General features: G+C 48.8%; 16 protein-coding genes. 5 read left to right on the forward strand and 11 right to left on the reverse strand.

Translation table 11 applies throughout. From position 1 onward, the window contains the following. Positions 1-38 precede the first annotated feature (38 nt). Positions 39-647 carry a bifunctional 4-hydroxy-2-oxoglutarate aldolase/2-dehydro-3-deoxy-phosphogluconate aldolase gene (locus tag AC3WRW_RS17875; RefSeq protein ID WP_492547661.1) on the forward strand — a complete coding sequence of 203 codons (609 nt, stop codon included), beginning with the start codon at positions 39-41 and terminating at the stop codon, positions 645-647. A 41-nt stretch (positions 648-688) separates the two neighbouring features. Further along, the gene (dgoD, locus tag AC3WRW_RS17880; protein ID WP_492547662.1) at positions 689-1,837 is read left to right on the forward strand and encodes a galactonate dehydratase; all 1,149 of its coding nucleotides are present in this window, start codon (positions 689-691) and stop codon (positions 1,835-1,837) included. Between the two features lie 80 nt (positions 1,838-1,917). Here dgoD and AC3WRW_RS17885 read toward each other — a convergent pair whose 3' ends face one another. From AC3WRW_RS17885 to AC3WRW_RS17925, 9 genes are all read right to left on the reverse strand, one after another. Then, on the reverse strand, positions 1,918-2,466 hold the full coding sequence (locus tag AC3WRW_RS17885) for a hypothetical protein (RefSeq protein ID WP_492547663.1): 549 nt from the start codon (positions 2,464-2,466) through the stop codon (positions 1,918-1,920). A gap of 132 nt (positions 2,467-2,598) precedes the next feature. After that, the gene (locus AC3WRW_RS17890; RefSeq protein WP_492547664.1) at positions 2,599-3,564 is read right to left on the reverse strand and encodes a right-handed parallel beta-helix repeat-containing protein; all 966 of its coding nucleotides are present in this window, start codon (positions 3,562-3,564) and stop codon (positions 2,599-2,601) included. Positions 3,565-3,683: 119 nt separating this feature from the next. Next, positions 3,684-4,517 (reverse strand): DUF72 domain-containing protein, encoded by an 834-nt coding sequence (locus tag AC3WRW_RS17895; protein WP_492547665.1) that lies wholly within the window; start codon positions 4,515-4,517, stop codon positions 3,684-3,686. A gap of 115 nt (positions 4,518-4,632) precedes the next feature. Continuing rightward, complete coding sequence (locus AC3WRW_RS17900) at positions 4,633-9,390, reverse strand: S-layer homology domain-containing protein (RefSeq protein WP_492547666.1); 4,758 nt, start codon at positions 9,388-9,390, stop codon at positions 4,633-4,635. A gap of 141 nt (positions 9,391-9,531) precedes the next feature. After that, complete coding sequence (locus AC3WRW_RS17905) at positions 9,532-10,023, reverse strand: CBO0543 family protein (RefSeq protein ID WP_492547667.1); 492 nt, start codon at positions 10,021-10,023, stop codon at positions 9,532-9,534. Between the two features lie 205 nt (positions 10,024-10,228). Further along, a complete protein-coding gene (locus tag AC3WRW_RS17910; RefSeq protein WP_492547668.1) occupies positions 10,229-10,945 on the reverse strand; it encodes a hypothetical protein in 717 nt (238 codons plus the stop codon). A gap of 63 nt (positions 10,946-11,008) precedes the next feature. Continuing rightward, positions 11,009-12,427: a sensor histidine kinase gene (locus AC3WRW_RS17915; protein ID WP_492547669.1), complete on the reverse strand. Its 1,419-nt coding sequence runs from the start codon at positions 12,425-12,427 to the stop codon at positions 11,009-11,011. After that, entirely contained in the window at positions 12,421-13,125 is a 705-nt protein-coding gene (locus tag AC3WRW_RS17920; protein ID WP_492547670.1) for a response regulator transcription factor, read from the reverse strand. Before AC3WRW_RS17920 ends, AC3WRW_RS17915 begins: the two co-directional genes overlap by 7 nt. Positions 13,126-13,265: 140 nt before the next feature. Then, positions 13,266-14,927 (reverse strand): glutamine--tRNA ligase/YqeY domain fusion protein, encoded by a 1,662-nt coding sequence (locus tag AC3WRW_RS17925; RefSeq protein ID WP_492547671.1) that lies wholly within the window; start codon positions 14,925-14,927, stop codon positions 13,266-13,268. A gap of 84 nt (positions 14,928-15,011) precedes the next feature. Here AC3WRW_RS17925 and AC3WRW_RS17930 point away from each other — a divergent pair, with 84 nt between their 5' ends. Continuing rightward, entirely contained in the window at positions 15,012-16,241 is a 1,230-nt protein-coding gene (locus tag AC3WRW_RS17930; protein WP_492547672.1) for an aminopeptidase, read from the forward strand. A 78-nt stretch (positions 16,242-16,319) separates the two neighbouring features. Here AC3WRW_RS17930 and AC3WRW_RS17935 read toward each other — a convergent pair whose 3' ends face one another. Together AC3WRW_RS17935 and AC3WRW_RS17940 are read right to left on the reverse strand one after the other, a co-directional pair. Further along, positions 16,320-17,156 (reverse strand): YybI family spore inner coat protein, encoded by an 837-nt coding sequence (locus AC3WRW_RS17935; protein WP_492547673.1) that lies wholly within the window; start codon positions 17,154-17,156, stop codon positions 16,320-16,322. Between the two features lie 83 nt (positions 17,157-17,239). Beyond that, positions 17,240-18,685 carry an amidase family protein gene (locus AC3WRW_RS17940; RefSeq protein WP_492547674.1) on the reverse strand — a complete coding sequence of 482 codons (1,446 nt, stop codon included), beginning with the start codon at positions 18,683-18,685 and terminating at the stop codon, positions 17,240-17,242. Positions 18,686-18,811: 126 nt separating this feature from the next. Here AC3WRW_RS17940 and AC3WRW_RS17945 point away from each other — a divergent pair, with 126 nt between their 5' ends. Together AC3WRW_RS17945 and AC3WRW_RS17950 are read left to right on the forward strand one after the other, a co-directional pair. Beyond that, on the forward strand, positions 18,812-19,354 hold the full coding sequence (locus AC3WRW_RS17945; protein WP_492547675.1) for an NUDIX hydrolase: 543 nt from the start codon (positions 18,812-18,814) through the stop codon (positions 19,352-19,354). 18 nt (positions 19,355-19,372) lie between these two features. Continuing rightward, on the forward strand, positions 19,373-20,308 hold the full coding sequence (locus tag AC3WRW_RS17950) for a helix-turn-helix transcriptional regulator (RefSeq protein WP_492547676.1): 936 nt from the start codon (positions 19,373-19,375) through the stop codon (positions 20,306-20,308). The last annotated feature ends 52 nt before the right edge of the window (positions 20,309-20,360 follow it).

The following is a 20,360-nucleotide window of genomic DNA, read 5'->3' on the forward strand; positions in this document are numbered from 1 at the left end:
GGAGGATGCGGAGCTATATGTCTGACGTCTTGCAACGTTTGAAAAACTCAAAAGTCATTGCCATCATCCGGGGAATCGAGCCCGCGCAAGCACAGCCTCTCTTTGAGGCGTTGGAGGACGGCGGCATCGAGCTGGCCGAAGTGACGCTGAACACGCCGAATGCGCTCCAAATCATCCAGATGATGCGCAATAAATATGAAGGCCGCATGGCGATCGGTGCCGGAACCGTGCTGAACGCCGCATACGCCGATGAAGCAATTCGGGCCGGTGCGCAGTTCCTCATTTCCCCCAATATGGATCAGGGCATGATAGAACGGGCATTGGCTGGCGGCGTGCTCCCGATTCCCGGGGCTCTGACGCCAACTGAAATTGTGCAGGCCATGAACTTCGGCGCTTCGACCGTGAAGCTGTTTCCCTGCTCCTCTTTAGGCCCTTCTTATCTCAAAGAGTTAAAAGGACCGCTGAACGACGTTAACCTTCTCGCCGTTGGCGGGATCACGAAGGATAATGCTGCCGCTTATCTGGAAGCAGGGGCTTTTTCCGTCGGCATAGGAGGAAGTTTGATTTCGCTTAGCGAAATTCAAAACGGAAACTATCCTGCGATTACAACATACGCCAAGCAGCTTATGGCGGCAGTAAATCAGTAAGACCTGTAAATCATTCTTAGGTATGGGAGAGGAAGAATACCATGAAAATTACGAAGTTAGAACTGTTTAAAGTGCCGCCAAGATGGTTGTTTTTGAAAATAGAAACGGATGAGGGCATTACCGGCTGGGGCGAGCCGATCGTCGAAGGGAAGGCGGAGACCGTCGCGGCGGCGGTGACGGAAATGAGCGAGCATATTATCGGCAAAGATCCGATGCGGATCGAAGATATGTTCCAAGTGCTGTACCGCGGCGGCTTCTATCGCGGAGGTCCGATCCTGACGAGTGCCATCTCCGGCATCGAGCAGGCGCTTTGGGATATTAAGGGCAAGTTTTACAATGCACCTGTCTATGATTTGCTGGGCGGCGCTTGCCGCGAGCGCACGCGCGTGTATTCGTGGATCGGCGGAGACCGCCCGAGCGATGTCGGGCAGGCCGCTAAGCAGCAAGTAGCCGCCGGCTTCACAGCCGTGAAGATGAATGCCACGGAAGAGATGCATTATATCGACTCGCTCAGCAAGGTGGACGAGGCTATCGCCCGCATCGCCGCTGTGCGCGAAGCTGTCGGTAAAGACGTCGGCATCGGCATCGATTTCCACGGGCGCATCCATAAATCCATGGCCAAAATCCTCGTCAAAGAACTCGAGCCGTACCGGCCGATGTTCATTGAGGAGCCTGTTTTGCCGGAAAATAATGAAGCGCTGCGGGAGATCGCCCGCCACACCTCGTGCCCGATCGCTACCGGTGAGCGCATGTATACGCGTTGGGGCTTCAAAGATCTGTTGGCGCAAGGCTATGCGGACATTATCCAGCCCGACCTTTCCCATGCGGGAGGAATTCTGGAGACGCGCAAAATCGCCGCCATGGCGGAAGCCTATGACGTGGCCGTTGCTCCGCATTGCCCGTTAGGCCCTATTGCGCTGGCGTCCTGCTTGCAGCTCGACACCTGCTCGCCGAACGCGTTCATCCAAGAGCAAAGCTTGGGCATTCACTATAATCAGGGCAGCGACCTGCTCGATTATCTCGTCAATCCGGCCGTGTTCCAATATGAAGACGGCTTCGTCAAAAACTTAACCGCGCCGGGCCTCGGCATCGAAATCAACGAAGACAAAGTCCGCGAAATGGCCGCCATCGGGCACAATTGGAAGAACCCGGTTTGGCGCCAAGCGGACGGTACAGTGGCTGAGTGGTAGGGTCCAGCCGCTTTGCACCAATTGCTGTCCCCCAGGGTCTGTATCTCGACCTGTGGGGCAGCTTTTCTTTTAGGATGATTTTATAGAAAAGCGTGAATGAGAAATAAAACCGCGAATGCCAGTCCCGAACGCAGATGCCACTTCCGATCCAGCCGCTTATATCTAAACAAGCCTGAAACCGGCACCGGAAGCAGCACCAAAAGTGCAAGCAGCCCGCTAATGTTGTTGAAATCGAATTTGAAGCCATACATAAACACAGCAACCGTATGAAGCAAAATAAGAGCAATTGCGATTATCGCGATTGGAGTATGCCATCTTTTAGCAAATCGAAGCAAAACGACGATCCCCTTTTTAACCCTGTCCCTTTGATCCCAAATACGGAGTTTCACAATAAAAACAAGCACATAATTCGCTAATACGAAGAACAAGGCTAACCTTGCGTTCGAGCCAAAGCTCTTATACGTTTGCTCGAATCGACGATTGTGCAAAGTTGCCGCTGGCAGATGGATCAAGCCCCAAAGCTCCCATATCACAAACAAGACAGATACAAGGATGGCGCCGAACACCCATAGCCGTTCTTTTGGCGGGATCCATGCCGTTTTTGAATGCTGGGCTTCCTTTGTACTCATCTTAGATCCCTCCTTACTAGAATGAAATTAATATACCCTATAATTGTTAAAACCAAATGAGAAAACAAAAAAAGACCCGCAAAAAGCCTGGTCTTCAACTAAATCTTCCGTTCATCATTTTTCTACCCTAGCTTAAAATCTGACTTTATTTTGGAAAATATTATTATTCACGCCTAGATCATTGATATTTTGCGGCTTATTGCGCTTAAACTCGTTTCCGGACACTTGATTACCTGTATGTGAGGCTTGAATAAATACACCATTCTCATTGTTTCTCTCTATTTTATTCCCCTGAATATCATTAAAATCAGATAGGATATTTATTCCGCTTTGTCCATTTTGGATAATGAGATTGCCTGCTGCAAAGTTGTTGTCGAACATAGATAGAATCCCACTTCCGGAGTTATTCGTAATCGTGTCATATAAGATATAATTATTAGCGCTTTGAGCATTAACTCCGTTAGCACCGTTCTTGAATACCTTATTGCCTAGTACCAGCGTATTGTTAGGACCTTGCAAGAAAATTCCATCCGCTTTGCTATGAGATATCCGGTTGACGATGATCGCATTATTCGTGCTTTCAATGACCTCAATCCCATTGCTCGAAGTCTGATAAAGAGCATTCCCAATGACCCAGGTTCCGCTTGTATTATTCAGTTGTATACCAACGCCTAAACCTGTGCTCCCTATATTTTTCACGAAGTTCTCCGCAATCAAATTACTTTGAGAGACACTCACTCTAATTCCAATAGGGTCACTGGAACCGGCAATGCTGCTGATGTTATTTTGAATGACACGACTGGAAGAGCCATTGTCGATCCGAACGCCGCTCGAGATATAGTTTTTAATCGTAAATCCTTGAATCTCCACTCCACTCACGCTATTCAACGCGAACGCTTCGCTCAGAACATGGTTGCCATCCAAAATTGCACGATATTTTTCCTTTGCCATAATGCGGATGTTGCTTTTTTCACTTGGAACTTGTACATCCTCTTGATAAATCCCTCTATGAACCAGAATGACGTCTCCTGGGTTAGCAAGGGCAACAGCATCTTGAATAGCTGTCGGACTACCCGGAACCACATCAATAATCGACATACCATCACCTCGTTTGATAGGAATATGTTTCTATCAATAGTAGATTCATAGAGATGATAGTGAGAAACGAACAAATGACTAGTTGCCGCGCATATTTTTGGCTTTAAAAGAAGATCAGATCAAAACAAATCCAACTGCCTAGGCGCCAGACCTTCGTAATCGAGCCCCAGCATCGCCATAAGCTCCTTGGCATTCCCAGCCGCGTGTCCGCCCGAGTTATTGTTGAACACCACACATACTTCCCGTGTCTGCTCTTGAAGCTGCAGCAGCCAATTCTTCCATTCCAGTAGTTCCTGCTGATTATAGTTGTACAGATACCTCACTTCGCGCCAGTTCGCCTCGTTGTTTTGTACCCAACCGCCGGCATTCCGCCCGTGGAACCGAACCATCGTCATCTCTGGATGCGTGACTTCCAGCACTGTAGGAACAGAGCCTAGTCCCGCCTGCGGCTCATCGCAGATGCTGTGCATCCAACCCTCGCGCTTCATGAACGCAAGCGTCTTATCCCGCATGTCCTCTGTAAACCAGCTCTGATGGCGGAATTCCAAAGCCACTGGAACAAGCCCCATTCGCTCCCTGGCATCACGAAGAATGTCTACATTCGCTTTGCAGCAATCAAACCATGGCGGGTATTGAAACAACACCGTCTTCAGCTTTCCCGCTTCTTGGACAGGACGGATTGACTGCAGGAAAGCCTCGAACATCTCACCTATGCCACCGGCAAAAGGAGTCTCTACCCGCAGATGCCCCGTCATGCCTTGGTAGGCTTTAATGATGAAACCGAAGCCGTCCGGCGTTTCTTGGTTCCATTTGATATAATTGCGTTCCGGTTGAATCGCGTAAAAGGAGGTGTCCACCTCCACTACCGGAAAATGTGCGCCGTACTCGCGCAGTTTCCCTCTGCTGCCGCCAAGCTCATGGTCTCCCCACCCGGCGAGTCCGATATTGATCAAGATAAGTTCCCTCCCTTGCTTCTCTTTTTCTTTATTGTAACTTTCGCAGGGGATGTAGGACAACTAAGGCTCCTCCCAGCCGAGGAGTCGGTGGAAGGAGCCTTAGAGGAATTGCTTATTCAAATATAATTGCAAAATCAAATCCACCAACCTGGAGTATTTGGCCATTTAGTACATATTTTAACCCGTAAATGTTGTATAAATTGGCATTTATATACGGAACCGGCTGGTTGTAGAAGCTTATTTTGTAGTATGTTTTACCTTCTATAATTTCAGTTGTGCCTGTAACTGTAACCCCTGTTGGTGCAGCAACTAATCCAATTTCAGCTCCGGAAATGTCCAATGTTCCTTTTAACAATCCCGTCCCTGTACCTGGCACATAGTCACTATCCTTCAAACTAAGCAGTAAATAGTCAGCAGAGCTAGAAGCTTTAGGTAGTAGAAATCGGTATTCACTTATCTCTGCATCAACAACTAATGGAGCATACACCTGCTTAGTAACAGAGTTATACGGTTTTATTTGATCAATATGGAGGAGCAGCGGCATTTGTAAAGAAATTGTAGTTGGCGCTGCACAACCCACGTCATTACAAGCTTTGACAGCAATCGTATAAGCTTGATTTTCTTGAAGTGTATCAATGATCATCGAGGTCTGTCCATATGGAGACTCTATTTTGCGGTCATTGATATAGACCTCATAATAACTCTCATTCATTGTCCAAGAAGCTGGCTCCCATGATAAATATACCCTTGAACTCATTACCAGTGTATTCAATTTAATAACAGGCTTCGGTGCCGTATGCAATAAGAACATACCTCCCCAATAAGGCTCGCCTGATAAAAGGGCGAACTCAGCGGATTGAGCTTCCGAATACTTGTCTTTTGAAACACGTATCTTATAGGATATTCCTGGGGGAACCTGATCAAAGTTGAAGACTCCGTCTGCGTTCGTTAGAACGGAACGATCTGTTCCAATTAACTCTACTTTTGCATTTTGAATACTTAGAAGCCCATTTTCGGTTTGCTCTTGGACCATACCCTGTATAAAGCCTGGTACATTTACGCCCGGAAGCGGAATGGCTTTAATCAGGGATGGATATGGCAATGGGCATACGGTGTCTGAACACTTATTCACCGTGCTCCCGGCGAAAGATACATTCGTATTCTGCTGCTTGTATGTCACTTGATAGTTCATATCTTTCGTTTGTTTGTCAACCGTTAATAACACATAGTTCTTTAGATATGGATACTGTGTAACATTTATAACGTTAAGATCATGATCGATGCGGAAGTCCGTCACACGGGAATTCACTACGGGATAGTCGAATGAAACCAATACTAGATCAGATCGCAGGCTTTCGACTGCAACTACTTTAGAATCGTATTGCTTCACTTTTACTACAAACGTTTTTGTGGTTATAAAAGCCCCCTTATACAAAACCGCGGTTATCGTTACCGTGGCATCCCCTTCTCCCGATGCAGGTCTTCCTAACGGAGACCACGAGGAAACAAGGTCCGGTCGATCCGAACTCCATGTGACAACAGTCCCACTTAGTGAAGGAAAAATAATGTCTTTTGTAACAGAAGAAGCCGTATCGCCTGGTTGGTATTGCAGCTGAAGGGCGTTGGCCGCATCTCTTAAATCAAGAGCGATTTGCCTCCAATCATTATAAAAACTAAGGTTATACAAATCGGAATCTAATGCCTCATATTTCTTTGCAATTGCTATGGCTCTATCCGCATTTTCAATATTAACAAACTTGGTTGCAAAATCTGTTCGGTCACCGATAAATTGGGAAATAGCTTGATTAGCAAGTAGAATGGCCTTCGCTTTGACCTGTGTTTTAAGCTCATCACTCATCTGCAAAGCCCCGTTTTCACTCGAAACTTTGGCAATGGCTCCAGGGTCACCCTCAACTGCAACATTCGCGGCCGCATTTACTGTCTTAATATTCGCCGATGCGCCAACTTGAATAATTGTGCCTGTTAAACCGCTAGGCATCTCTACACGATTGATCTCTCCCGGACCATCCACTTTCAATGTGAGATTTGGAGAGGCTACGTTCACACCTTCTGTAACCGTCCCTTTTGCAGCGGTGATTTCCGCATTGCTTTTCAACACAAGAGACTTAACGACCGTAGGAAGCAAGTTCCCGCCAGATGGCGGATCGAGATTGATTCGTACACCAGGTGCTTCTACCGTCACGTCTCCATCAATTTTGCCTTTGAGCGTAACCTGCTTACCTGCTGCTGCGGAAGAAAGTCTAATTTTGCCTAATGTACCCTGCTTAGATGAGGATTCCAGAATGGCCTGGGAGCTTACCTCCGTATCCTCGACAGATGCTCCGCTCTGTGCTTCAATTCGTACATTTTGGCCTTTATTATTAACCGCGTTTACTTTCAACTGTTTTACGACAGTATTCTGCAATTTAATTGAACTTACATTTCCAGAAAGAACCTCCAACTGCGCAGAATTAATGTTCCTGAGTGTAACTTCGCCAGATGGGCCCGGATCAATAATTAGTTTTTGAACGGTAGTGGCTGGCCCGCTGACAGGACCGTATGTACCTGAAGCTTTCACAGTGATTGTATCTTGCGCGGTACCGCTGGCTAATTGCTGTTCCACAGACTGGCCTGCGCCTAACACACTTTTGTCTATAGAAATACCTTTGAAAGTGAGTTGATAGGACACATCCTTTGTTTGTGCGGAAGTCGTCAAAACAACGATCGATTTACTGCCGGCTTTGAACGCTGCCTCAACGACCTGCAAACCGTGATCGAAAACAAAATCATTTTTACTCACAGAAGCAAGCTCTAAAAGAAAGGTCACTTCAATACTGTTGTTGCTTATGGCCTCTATCGATGTAACGATAGCTCCCTTTGGTCCATTAACATCATCTCTTAAATCAAGAGCGATTTGCCTCCAGTCTTTATAACTGCTAAGTCTTCCGAAATCGGCATCAAATGCCCCGTATTTCTTTGCAATTGCTATGGCTCTATCCGCATTTTCAATTTTAGCAAGCAGGGTTGTAAGGTCTGTATTGTTATAGAAAAATTGGTCAATAGCTTGATTCGCAAGTAGAATGGCCTCCGCTTTGACCTGCGTTTTAAGCCCGTCGCTCATCTGCAAAGCCCCGTTTTCACTCGAGACTTTGGCAATGGCTCTAGGATCACCCTCGACTGCAACAATCGTGTCCGTAATTACCTGCTTAATAATAGCCGATGCTCCGATTTGAATAATTGTGCCTGTTGAACCGCTAGGTATCTCCACACGATTGATCTCTACCGGACCATCCACTTTCAATGTGAGATTTGGAGAGGCTACGTTCACACCTTCTGTAACCGTCCCTTCTGCAGCGGTAATTTCGGCATTGCTTTTCAACACAAGAGACTTAACAACCGTAGGAAGCGAGTTCCCGCCAGATGGTAGATCGAGATTAATTCGCACACCAGGTGCTTCTACCGTCACGTCTCCATCAATGTTCCCTTTGAGCGTAACCTGTTTTCCTGCTGCTGCGGAAGAGAGTCTAATTTTGCCTAATGTCCCCTGCTTAGATGAGGATTCCAGAATGGCCTGGGAGCTTACCTCCGTATCCTCGACAGATGCTCCGCTCTGTGCTTCAATCCGTACATTTTGGCTTTTGTTATTAACCGCGTTTACTTTCAACTGTTTTACGACAGTATTCTGCAATTTAATTGAACTTACATTTCCGGAAAGAACCTCCAATTGCGCAGGGTTAATGTTTCTGAGTGTAACTTCGCCAGATGGGCCCGGATCAATAATTAGTTTTTGAACGGTAGTGGCAGGCCCGCTGACAGGACCGTATGTACCTGAAGCTTTCACAGTGATTGTATCTTGCGCGGTACCGCTGGCTAATTGCTGTTCCACAGACGGGACGCTGACGCCTCCTCCGCCTCCCCCACCAAAAAAGCCGGTTGCGGCTACGCCTAACACACTTTTACCTATAGAAATACCTTTGAAAGTGAGTTGATAGGACACATCCTTTGTTTGAGCGGAAGTCGTCAAAACAACGACCGATTTACTGCCGGCTTTGAACGCCGCCTCAACGACCTGCAAATCGTGATCGAAAACAAAATCATTTTTACTCACAGAAGCAAGCTCTGATGGAAAGGTCACCTCGATACTGGTGTTGCTCACGGCCTCTATCGATGTAACGATAGATCCCTTTTGTCCATTAGCTAGTTCCTTAGCTTTCTCAACGTACTGTGAAGCATTTGTTTTAAACTCATATGCTAGTCTAGCAAGAGCTTGACGCTCTGCCTTGTCATTAGGATTAAAAAGAAGGGTACCATCAGCGCCCTCAGTCCCCTGAACGAAACCGATCCGGGCCGCTAAGGAAACTTGGTTTTTCGCCCAATCGGCAATCTGATCCTTATCAGAAAATGCATGGGTTACAGGCAGTTTAGCTGCCAATTCTTCCAATCCGAGCGCTCGAATGAAGAAAACGACCAGTTCTTGACGTGTCACGTTAGCTTCCGGAGAGAATGTCGTAAGCGAGGTTCCCTGTGTGATGCCTGAAGTAACCAGAGCGCCAACATATCCCCGATACCAGCTGTTCTCAGCTACATCCAAGAAATCGTTCGCTTTCGCCGGATCTTCTTTCACTCCGAGGGAGAGCACCAAAATTTTAGCTAATTCTGCTCTGGTCATCGCCTTCAGTGGCTGAAAGGTGCCATCCGCATATCCCGAAATAATCCCTGTATCGACCAGGTCATCAATCTCTTTCTTTGCATAAGAATTGCCCGTATCTTTTAATTCCACTTTCTCGGCCCCTGAAGCGAAGGCAGGCATTGCACTGCTGAAGACCATAGTCAACAATAGCAGAACAACAATAAAACGTTTAAACCTCATTAAAAGTCTCCTCCAAATGTCTGATAGATAGTCTTGTAGTCTTATGACTTCGAAACTATTATACTAAACTTTGGAATAAAAATATGGAAATTTAGGAAATTTTATAATTTGAAAGGATATATTTCGACACACGCCCTGCACCTAAAACGACACATGAAACAACTTCATCCAAAACATAGTCAGCACAGCCGAAAAACCATACGCTAACAGGGGTCTGATAGAAAACAACTTGAGCATAGGAAACATGACGACATTGAAAACAATCGACCACCCTAACGTCCAGCCATACTGATACTGGATCCGACCGGTTAGGGAGAACATGTACTCCACCCCGCCATAGATCAGCACCCATTGGATATAATGATAAAAGATTTTCATCCGGCTTTGCGGATAATTCGTCAGAAACAGCAGCGCTGTTGCCGGAAAAATGATAAAGGTATACATCAATTCCGTAATTGCATCCCCGAACCAGTCCGGAGTCAGCGTCCACAGCATTCGCTCTGCGCATAAATAGTTGTATAACAAATTGCCTATAGCGAAGTACATCATGGTTGACTGGTACTTTTGCCAGTTCCGCCAATCCCCCCATCGATAGGACAACCAAATCATGCAAATAGCTATAAATAAGTGCATAGTCAGCATGTCTCCTTCTCACGTTGTATGTATTATACAAACAAATTTACATTTTTATACAGTAAAATTACAATATTATACAGTTAGTGAGGGTCGCCATGCATATCCGCAAACATGTGGAAAAACTCCTTCGTTGCAGCTAAAAAAGGCTGCCTCAAAAGGTCAGGAACAACCCTTTAAGACAGCCTTCTCGGCTATGCAATTCCTATTTCGCCGCTTTCTCCCATTTCGCTTTCAGAGCGCTTTCCACTTCTGCAAAAACCTGCTCGGCGGTTTTACCATCCGTAGAGATGCCTAGCTTCGCGGCTCTTTTGTTCAAAGCGGCGGATTTCTTCGCATCTTGGCTTACTTTGAGCGCAGCTCGGATCTCTTTCGCTGTCTTGCCGTCCGTTGCGATGCCAGCCGCCGCTGCTTTCTCTTGCAGCTTCTTCAATTTCGCTGCTTGCAGTGCTTCTCTGAGCTCTTTACTCGTTTTGCCGTCTGTGCTGACACCGAGCTTAGCCGCTTCTTCTTGCAACTTCGCCTGCGCTGCCGCTTGCAGTGCTTCTCTCAATTCTTTGTTCGTTTTCCCTTCCGTACTGATCCCCAGCTTAGTCGCCTTCTCCTGCAGCTTCACCTGAACAGCTGCCTGAATATCCGCTTTCAGTTGGTCTGCTGTTTTGCCGTCCGTGGAGATCCCCAGCTTCGCTGCCGCTTTGTTCAAACGCTCCGTCTGTTTGGCTGCGCTCGCTTTTTTCAACTCCGCTTTGATTTCTTGGTTCGTTTTTCCCTCGGTCGATATGCCAAAAGCTTGCGCTTTATCCTGCAGCAGTTGCTTCAACGGATGCAAAGTGTTCCCTTGCGTCCCCTCCGCGAAAGCCGCCACCGGAACGGTTAATACAATCGCGCCTGCCAGCGCCAGTCCTGTTAGCTTTTTCAACATAAATATCACTCCTCGATTCGCCTATGGCTATCTTTGCCTTACGAACCTTATCTTAACGGATAGTTATGTCATAAGTTTGTCATGGTGCAAATCCGGCGCAGCCGGCAAAAATATTTTAAAAACTGTCCCTGTCCCAAGCTTGGACTCTACCCTTAAAGAACCGTTATGCGCTTCTATGATATGTTTGCAAATCGTCAAACCAAGCCCCGCGCCGGAGCGGTTGCGGCTTTCATCCGCTTTATAGAAGCGATCAAAAAGATGCGGCAGCTTCTCAGGCGCAATCCCCTGACCGTTATCCCATATTTCGATCCAACGCTCATTTTTGACCGCTTTCACCCGAATGCCTGCCTCCGCTCCCTCTGGGATGTGATTGATAGCGTTATCCAGCAGATTGATGAATACCTGTCTTAGCCGATCGGCATCCCCATTCACCATGAAGGGCACCCCGGCTTCCGCGCTAAGTTCGATCTGTTTGGATTTCGCCTTCATCTTCATCTGAGTGACGACAAGGACTATGACCTCGGACACGTCTATGGGTTGAAAGCTGAGTTTCACCTGCTTCTCTTCAAACGACGACAGCTCCATCAAGTCATCCACTAAGCTGCTTAGCCGCAGCGTCTCCTGGAGGGAGACTTGAATGAACTCCTTCGCATCCTCCGGCTCAACGACGCCGTCCGTTATGCCTTGCAATGAGGCTCGGATCGTCGTCAGCGGCGTCCGCAGCTCATGGGATATTTCGGAGAGAAACCTTTTGCGCCCCTCTTCGACTTTCTGCAATTTGCCGGCCATCCGATTCAGCGACCCTGACAGCGAGGCAATTTCGTCCTTCCCTCTGACAGGGACCCTCCCGCTAAAATCGCCCAAAGCCAGCGCCTCCGCTGTCTTACTCATAAGCTGAATCGGCTTCACAAAATGCCGTGAAACAAAGTACAGCACAGCCATCGCCAGCAGCGCGACCGACACCGCCGAAACGATGATCGCACGATTGATATCGTTGATCGTACCTTGAATATTCATAAGCGGCGTATATAGAAAAATAGCCCCAAGCACGCGGTTATCCTGCACCACAGGCCGCCCGACAATCAGCATTTTCACCGTACTGTTTTGAGCAAAATTGCTCCGCAGCGTCACCTGGTTCCCTGCCAGCACTTCGTCCACCCATTCCTTCTGTGCCGGGGACTCGCCGATTGACTGAATTTTATCCAGATTAGCTTTTGGATGCTTAATTAGAGCCACGCGAACGTTGGACGATTTCTCTATGGCGCTAATTTGCTTGCGGAAATCCCTCTGCAGCGTGGAGCCGTCGAACAGTTCCTTCGCCAGTTCATCGACTTGCACCGTTTTTTCCAGCAGAAGCTTTTCGCTGCGCTCATACGTCTTCTGATTCATTGAATAACCAATCGTACCTGAAATCGCCAAAATCGACACAATCGTAATGGACATGTAGATAAATAACAGCTTGCGGTAAAAAGAGTTCAGCATGCATCCGGTCCCTCAAACTTATAGCCGATGCCCCAAACAGTTCGAATATTCCAGTCCACTTTTCGTTCCGTGAGCGCGGTGAGCTTCTGCCTTAGACGCTTGATATATAAGTCTACAACGCGGTCCTCCCCTTCAAAATCCCAGCCCCATATCTTGGCGATGAGATCTTCCCGGGTAAACACTTGATTCGGATTGCGCACAAAAAACAACAGCAGCTCGTACTCTTTTTTGGGTAGAGCGACAAGCTGCCCTTCCACGGTTACGTCGTGGGATAAAGCGTCTATGCGCAGACTGCCGACCTCATAAAGATGAGCGGGCACCGCTGCTTCCGTCCGGATCAACGTTCTGCGGAGGATCGTCGTTACGCGTGCGACCAGCTCGTTCGGGTCGAATGGCTTGACCAGGTAATCGTCTGCTCCCATTTGCAAACCCTCAATCCGCTCATCCACGTGGCCCCTGGCTGTCAGCATCAGGATCGGCACATCGCTCGTCGTGCGGATTTTCTTGCACACCGACCAGCCGTCCCGCTTCGGCAGCATAATATCGAGCACGATAAAGTCAGGCTGCAGCTGCTCAAACTGCGAGAGCGCCTGCTCGCCGTCATTCGCGGTCACCACCGCATAGCCGCTTTTCTCCAAATACAGCTTCGTGATCCGGCAAATATTATGATCATCGTCTACCACCAAAACGTTTTTCACATGACACCTTCCCCTGAACATAGGATCTATGACTCCATCATAATGGATATTTGTGAACAAAAAATTTATTTTTGCTGGAAAACCACACGCCCAAACAAACAAAAAAAATCCTAGCCTAAGCTAGGATTTCCCTCTACACACTACACCTCAAACGAGCTCTTCAGCGAAACAATCAAGTTAAACACGAGTTTCTCGCTTGTCGTATACTTCGGATCCACGTTAAAGTATCCGTGGCGGAAAAACTGGAATTTATCATGCGGCTTCGCATCTTTCATACCCGCTTCCACAAACCCTTGCACGATTTGCAGCGAGTTCGGGTTCAGGTTTTCCAGGAAGGAAGCATTCTCGTCCTCTTGGTCATCCAAAATGAGCGGCTCATACAGACGGAACTCCGCCGGCACGGCGCTTTTCGCATCGACCCAGTGGATCGTGCCTTTCACTTTACGGCCTGTAAAGCCGCTGCCGCTCTTCGTCTCTACGTCATACGTACAGTGAAGCTCGATCACTTTGCCGGTGTCGTCTTTGACGAAGTCGTTGCATTTGATGAAGTATGCATGCTTCAGACGCACTTCATTGCCCGGAAATAACCGGAAATATTTGTTCGGCGGATTTTCCATGAAGTCGTCTTGCTCGATGTAGATCTCACGGGAGAAAGGAATTTGGCGATGGCCCATTTCCGGGTTCTCCGAATTGTTCTCGGCATCCAGCATTTCAACGCCATCCTCCGGATAGTTGGTGATAACCACTTTCAGCGGATTGAGAATCCCCATCGTGCGGAGCGCCTTCAATTTCAAATCCTCGCGGATAAAATGATCCAGCATCTTGGCATCGACCGTACTGTTGCTGCGGGCAACCCCGATTTCACGGGCAAAGTTCCGAATCGCTTCAGCCGTAAAACCTCTGCGGCGCAGTCCGGAAATGGTCGGCATCCGCGGATCGTCCCAGCCGTCGACAGCTTGCTCGTCCACGAGCTGTTTCAGCTTTCTTTTGCTCATCACAGTGTTCGTGAGATTCAAGCGTGCAAATTCATATTGTCTCGGCACATTCGGCATTTCGCACTCGCGGATCACCCAGTCGTAGAACGGGCGTTGATCCTCGAACTCCAAAGTACAGATGGAATGCGTGACGCCTTCGATCGCATCCTCAATCGGATGAGCGTAAGCATACATCGGGTAAATGCACCAAGCATCCCCTGTATTGTGGTGGTGCGCATGAACGACACGATAGATCACCGGATCACGGAAGTTGATATTCGGCGAGGACATGTCGATCTTCGCGCGAAGCACGCGTTCGCCGTCCTTGAATTCCCCTGCGCGCATGCGCTCGAACAAGCTGAGGTTTTCCTCCACGCTGCGGTCACGGTGCGGACTGTTGGTGCCAGGCTGTGTCAACGTTCCACGGGTTTCGCGAATTTGCTCCGCCGTTTGATCATCTACATAAGCCAAGCCTTTGTTAATCAAAATCACCGCGCGGTTGTACATTTCCTCGAAATAATTCGAAGCAAAGAAGAGACCGTCCCATTTAAAACCGAGCCATTCGACATCCGCTTTAATGGATTCCACGTACTCCGTATCTTCCTTGACAGGATTCGTATCGTCAAAACGGAGGTTCGCTCGTCCTTTGAACTCATCCGCCAATTCAAAATTTAGAACAATCGACTTCGCATGCCCTATATGAAGGTATCCGTTCGGCTCTGGGGGGAATCGGGTTACGACCTGGCTGACTTTGCCTGAATTCAAATCTTCGATTACAATATTCTTAATGAAATTGGATGGGGTGCTCGTTGGAGTCTTCGTTTCCATATTGTGCCAGCCTTTCTCCCAAAGGTTAAAGTTTTATTTTCTATCATACACTAAAAGACACATAAATATAAAGGAGCCCTAGCGATGGAAACATTCGAGCATTATTTGGATAAATACGCAGAACTCGCAATTCGTGTTGGATTAAATGTACAAAAGGATCAAACGGTCGTCATCATGACACCGATTTCTTGTGCCGACTTCGTCAGAAAGCTGACCAAGAAAGCGTACGATGCGGGTGCCAGAGACGTCGTCATTGATTGGGATGACGATGAAGTGAAGGCGCTTCGTCTGAAGCATGCCCCGGAGTCCACACTTCGTGAATACCCGATGTGGCGGGCTAAAGGCCTCGAAGAAATGGCCGAGAACGGCGCAGCTTTTTTACAAATTTACGCACCGAATTCCGATTTGCTTAAAGATGTTGACCCTGAACGTGTGGCCATCTCCAGCAAAACAGCGGCTACCGCACGCGAAGGCTTCCTAAACTACATGCGCAACAATAAAGTCAGCTGGTTGATGGTCTCTTACCCAACAGCGGAATGGTCCGCTAAAGTATTCCCGGATTTGAGCGAAGCCGAGCGCATTCAGAAGCTTTGGGAGCAAATTTTCAAACTTACCCGCGTAGACAAAGAGGATCCGGTTGCCGCATGGAACCAGCACATTAAGACTTTGACCGATAAGCAAAACCTGCTGAACAGCAAAAAGTACAAACAGCTGCATTTCAAAGCGGAAGGCACCGATCTGTACATCGAGCTTGCGCCCAAGCATCAATGGGTTGCCGCAGGCAGCGAAACCGAGAACGGCACCTTTTTCATTCCGAACATACCGACGGAGGAAGTGTTCACCATGCCTGCCAAAACAGGCACAAACGGAACCGTGCGCAGCACGCTGCCTTTGAGCTACCAAGGCTCGCTCATCGATCGCTTCACGCTCACTTTCGAGAACGGCAAAGTCGTGAAAGCGACCGCTGAAGTAGGGCAAGAAGTGCTGAACAAAATGCTCGATATGGATGAAGGCGCCCGTTACTTGGGCGAAGTCGCGCTCGTGCCGTTCGATTCGCCGATTTCAAACTCCGGATTGATCTACTACAACACCTTATTCGACGAAAATGCTTCCTGCCACATTGCGTTAGGTAACTCGTATCCTTTCACAATTGAGGGCGGAACTTCTATGAGTCTTGAAGAGCTTGCCCAAAATGGTTTTAATAAAAGCTTAATCCACGTCGATTTCATGATCGGCTCAGCGGACATGGAAATCGATGGCCTGGCTGAAGATGGGACGCGCGAGCCTTTGTTCCGCAAAGGCAACTGGGTCTAAGCGTGACAAGGCGAAAGCCTAAGCAGCAAGAAGACCGCCAAATCAGGAGCACAGGCTCCTTAACATGGCGGTCTTTCTTTATTCAAGATCTTCGCGTTTGTGGTACCGGTAAGTTTTGACGACAGCCGACTCTTTCAATTTCCACTTGCCTTTGTGCCACTTCCATACGGAGGTAGCATAACCGAGTGTATCGGCATTCGCAATGCCGGTAATTCGCTGAACACCTTTCAGTTCGCAGCTGCCGTCGCCCTTCTTATCCACCGGCATCAAGAGACTATATGCGTCTACGTTCACGATAATCGGTTTGACGACCTTGCCGTTTTTGTATACGCCGAACTTCTCGTAGTCGTCTTTGCGGTCTTTGATGTCGATTCTGAACGATTTTCCGGTCTCTTCGATCTTCATTTTCACCACATAGTTATTCTTAAAAGTGGCCTGGACCCGAAGCGGCGCAGGCAGCGGAATCGCGGTCGGCACGTTATTTTTCAGCGAATACATGTAAAAGGTCGATAACCCGCCGCTTCCGCCATTTTCCGCAGAGACATAAATTTGAGGCAGCTTCTCCCCGATAAAATCGCAGAACTGCATGTTCGGATTGTATCCCCCTTGCAGAGGAATGACGACCTGCGTCTGACCCGGGCTCGAGACAACAATGAACAGTTTGTCATAGTAAGGGCTGTTCATGTCCAACTTGGAACCGACGAGGGCCACATGATCCTTCACTCCGTCGCCGGTCACATCGATATCACGGGTCTGGATGAGCTGCCCCTGCTGCCCGGGCTGGACCGACGGTGAAGGGGACCGTTCATCGTTCGTTTCCGCTTGGGCTGCGCCCTGCCCTCCGAAACATAGACAGCCCAGAAGCAGGCCGATCGCTGCTGAATGCAGGGCTATTTTAGCGCTTTTTTGAAACATGTGAATCATCAGACTCCCTCAATCTTGGATTTGAATACGGCTTATTGTTTCAAATTTTCCCAAGATGTATGTATGCGGGAACCCTACAGAACAGGAGGCTTACGATACTTCGTCGCCTGCTCAAAAGCATACCCCAAGGCGAGCAGCTTCCCTTCGCTGAAAGCCCCTGCGGAAAACATGACGCCCATCGGCCCCTCAGCCGTATAGCCGGCAGGTACGTTCAGCAGCGGATAGCCGGCACGGGCGGCAATGTCATAGCCTTCGTCGCCAGGGAAAAACAGCGCATCTAACTGATGCTCCGCCAATACATGATCGATGCCGCGAGCACGGGTAAGCTCCTGATAGTTAGCCAAATTACGGAGATATTCCTCCTCCGTCAGTGTGCCGCTTGTTTCGTCCGACCAAATCAGCGTATTTTGTCCATACACCAGCGCCTTTTCTGCATTCTCGCTATTGAACGCAATGACCTCCTGTAAAGTATGCACAGGAACGGAAGCATCGAGCTTGGATAAATAGTCGTTGAGATCTTTTTTGAATTCATAGCGCAGCACTTCATAATTCCACTCGGCCTGCTCGCATGGCAGCGATACAGGGTCGATTACAACCGCTCCCTGCTCGCGCAGTGTGTGAATAGCCTTCTCGGCAAGGAGTCGGGCCTCTTCGCTCAAATCCTTATAGAACCAGCGGGGAATGCCAATTCTTGCCCCTTGCAGACTTTTTGCGTCCAAGAAGGTTGTATAGTCGCTCGGACGGCTGCTCCCTTCGCTCGCCAAACTCAGGGGATCCCGCACATCAACGCCGGTCAGTGCGCCCAGCAGCAGCGCTGCATCAGTGACTGTCCGAGTCATAGGTCCCGGCGTGTCCTGCGAGTGAGAAATCGGAATAATGCCTGTGCGGCTGAGCAGTCCCACTGTCGGCTTTAGGCCGACCAAGCTGTTATGATGCGCAGGATTTACGATGGAACCGGACGTTTCCGTTCCGATAGTCGCTGCCGCGAAGCTGGCTGCAGCCGCTGCGCCGGAGCCCGAGCTGGACCCGCCAACCTCGAACTGTCCCGGTCCATACGGGTTCAAGACTTGCCCGCCCCGGGAGCTGTAGCCTGACGGCATCGGCCCGGACATGAAGTTGGCCCATTCCGTCATATTCACCTTCCCGAGCAGTACGGCTCCGGACTCCCGCAGCTTGGCGGCGATGAAAGCATCTTCAGCCGCCAGCGATTGTGCCAGCGCCAAAGAACCTGCACTCGTATGCATATGGTCCCCTGTGTCGATATTATCTTTAAGCAGGATCGGGATGCCATGCAACGGTCCCCGGCTTCCTTGCTTTTGACGCTCGTCATCAAGCTCTTGCGCGATCCGGAGCGCATCCGGGTTGATTTCCAGTACAGCGTTAATGCGCTTGTTAAACTTTTCTATTCTTTTCACATACAAAGCAACGAGCTCGGCAGCACGGATTTCACCCGCTTCCATGGCCTTTTGCAGGGTTGTGATATCAGCTTCTACAATCCAGTAATCCGGTTTTTCCGACATATTTGATCGCCTCCTGTAAGATTCGAGACATGACTACCTGAGTTATACTATACTCTTTATGTGGGTATTTTTGGAATACATTTCAGCGGGCATCCTCCGCTCTTCTAAATAAGGCAGGTGACTCTCATGCAATTGATCAAACGAATAACGGACAGCGATATGCTGGGCGGCGAGCCTCAATTTATGATCCAGGTATCTCGCTATGCGTCGAGAGGTATTTTGGTCGATAGCCTGATGAATGTCGCGATGATGTATATGTCGGAATCCGATCTTTACAAGCTGCCTGGCGGCGGGATCGAGAATAGCGAACATCCGGAAGCTGCTTTTATACGTGAAATTAAGGAAGAAACAGGATACGGCGCTGAAATTACGCATGAGCTGGGCGTTATCGAGGAACATAAGAACCGCAATGGCTTTATGCAGCTCTCCTACTGCTACATAGCCAAAGCGCATCATCTTTCCAGCGCGCCCACGCTGACGGAAAATGAATTGCGGCTGGGCATGTCGTCCGTATGGATGACGCCGGGCCAAGCCTTGGAAGCAATGAATGACTCCCTGCGCAAATGTCACCGATATTCGGCGAAATTCATGCTTTTGCGCGATAAAACCATCCTTGAGCATGCGATTAACCTTCTCGCCGGACAAGGCAACGCTTATGAAACGTATTGAATCAGTGAGGTGCTATTTTTGAAGATTGACCGTTTGCTTGCCATTACTATGCTGCTATTGAACCGTAGAAGAATAAGCGCGAAGGAACTTTCAGAGCGTTTTGAAGTGTCTTTGCGAACGATATACCGGGACGTAGAAGCCATTAACCAAGCGGGTATTCCTGTCGTATCCTTTGCCGGCTTAAGCGGAGGATATGAAATTATGGACCAGTACCGGCTGGAGCGCCAATTCCTGTCGCTGGAAGAGCTGCAATCGATCATCGTCGGGCTAAAAGGGATTCGTTCCACGGTCGGTGACCAGGAAGTCGGCAACCTGCTCGATAAAGTCGGCGCGCTCGTAGCCAAATCGGAGCAAAACACAGCCGCCAGGCTGGACGATCAGCTCATCATTGACATGAACCCGTGGCGGCGAGGCAGCGAGGATAAAGAAAAGCTGACTACGCTGCGGAACGCGATTAAGGAATCGAGACAGATCACTTTTCAATATGTCTCTTCCCAAAGCGAGCAATCCGTCCGCACAACGGAACCTATGAGCATCGTAGCCAAAGGATTTGGCTGGTATTTGTACGGCTACTGCCTGCTTCGTCAAGATTTCCGCATTTTCCGGTTATCCCGCATGAAGGAAATTGAGGTGCTGCCCGAAACGTTCGAACGCCGAACGGAAGCTGTAGGGCCGCTACATTATGGCTGGGGCAAAAGAGACTCCGCTCCCCTGATCACCATGGTGCTGCATGCACAGCAGAGCATTCAAGCGCAGATTGAAGATTACTTCCAGCCAAAGCAGATCGCTTATCAGCCGGACGGCTCCATGATCATTACCGCCCAGCAGCCGGACGAGCCATGGCTGCTGGGCATGCTGCTCGGCTTGGGTCCAGGCGTCCGTGTTCTGGAGCCCGCTCATCTGGCGGCAGCCATGAAAGAAAGAGCTGAAAAAATCGTACAGCTCTATTCGTAACCCTGACATTATGCTGTCAGTAGGGTTTGTCTATACTGAGGGTATATCCAAT

This window comes from Paenibacillus sp. FW126-R14 (genome assembly GCF_058789495.1).

Coding starts and splice junctions, on each gene's coding strand:
- dgoD (WP_492547662.1), top strand. CDS start 689: ATGAAAATTACGAAGTTAGAACTGTTTAAAGTGCCGCCAAGATGGTTG.
- AC3WRW_RS17885 (WP_492547663.1), bottom strand. CDS start 2,466: ATGAGTACAAAGGAAGCCCAGCATTCAAAAACGGCATGGATCCCGCCA.
- AC3WRW_RS17890 (WP_492547664.1), bottom strand. CDS start 3,564: ATGTCGATTATTGATGTGGTTCCGGGTAGTCCGACAGCTATTCAAGAT.
- AC3WRW_RS17900 (WP_492547666.1), bottom strand. CDS start 9,390: ATGAGGTTTAAACGTTTTATTGTTGTTCTGCTATTGTTGACTATGGTC.
- AC3WRW_RS17905 (WP_492547667.1), bottom strand. CDS start 10,023: ATGCACTTATTTATAGCTATTTGCATGATTTGGTTGTCCTATCGATGG.
- AC3WRW_RS17910 (WP_492547668.1), bottom strand. CDS start 10,945: ATGTTGAAAAAGCTAACAGGACTGGCGCTGGCAGGCGCGATTGTATTA.
- AC3WRW_RS17915 (WP_492547669.1), bottom strand. CDS start 12,427: ATGCTGAACTCTTTTTACCGCAAGCTGTTATTTATCTACATGTCCATT.
- AC3WRW_RS17925 (WP_492547671.1), bottom strand. CDS start 14,927: ATGGAAACGAAGACTCCAACGAGCACCCCATCCAATTTCATTAAGAAT.
- AC3WRW_RS17930 (WP_492547672.1), top strand. CDS start 15,012: ATGGAAACATTCGAGCATTATTTGGATAAATACGCAGAACTCGCAATT.
- AC3WRW_RS17935 (WP_492547673.1), bottom strand. CDS start 17,156: ATGTTTCAAAAAAGCGCTAAAATAGCCCTGCATTCAGCAGCGATCGGC.
- AC3WRW_RS17940 (WP_492547674.1), bottom strand. CDS start 18,685: ATGTCGGAAAAACCGGATTACTGGATTGTAGAAGCTGATATCACAACC.
- AC3WRW_RS17945 (WP_492547675.1), top strand. CDS start 18,812: ATGCAATTGATCAAACGAATAACGGACAGCGATATGCTGGGCGGCGAG.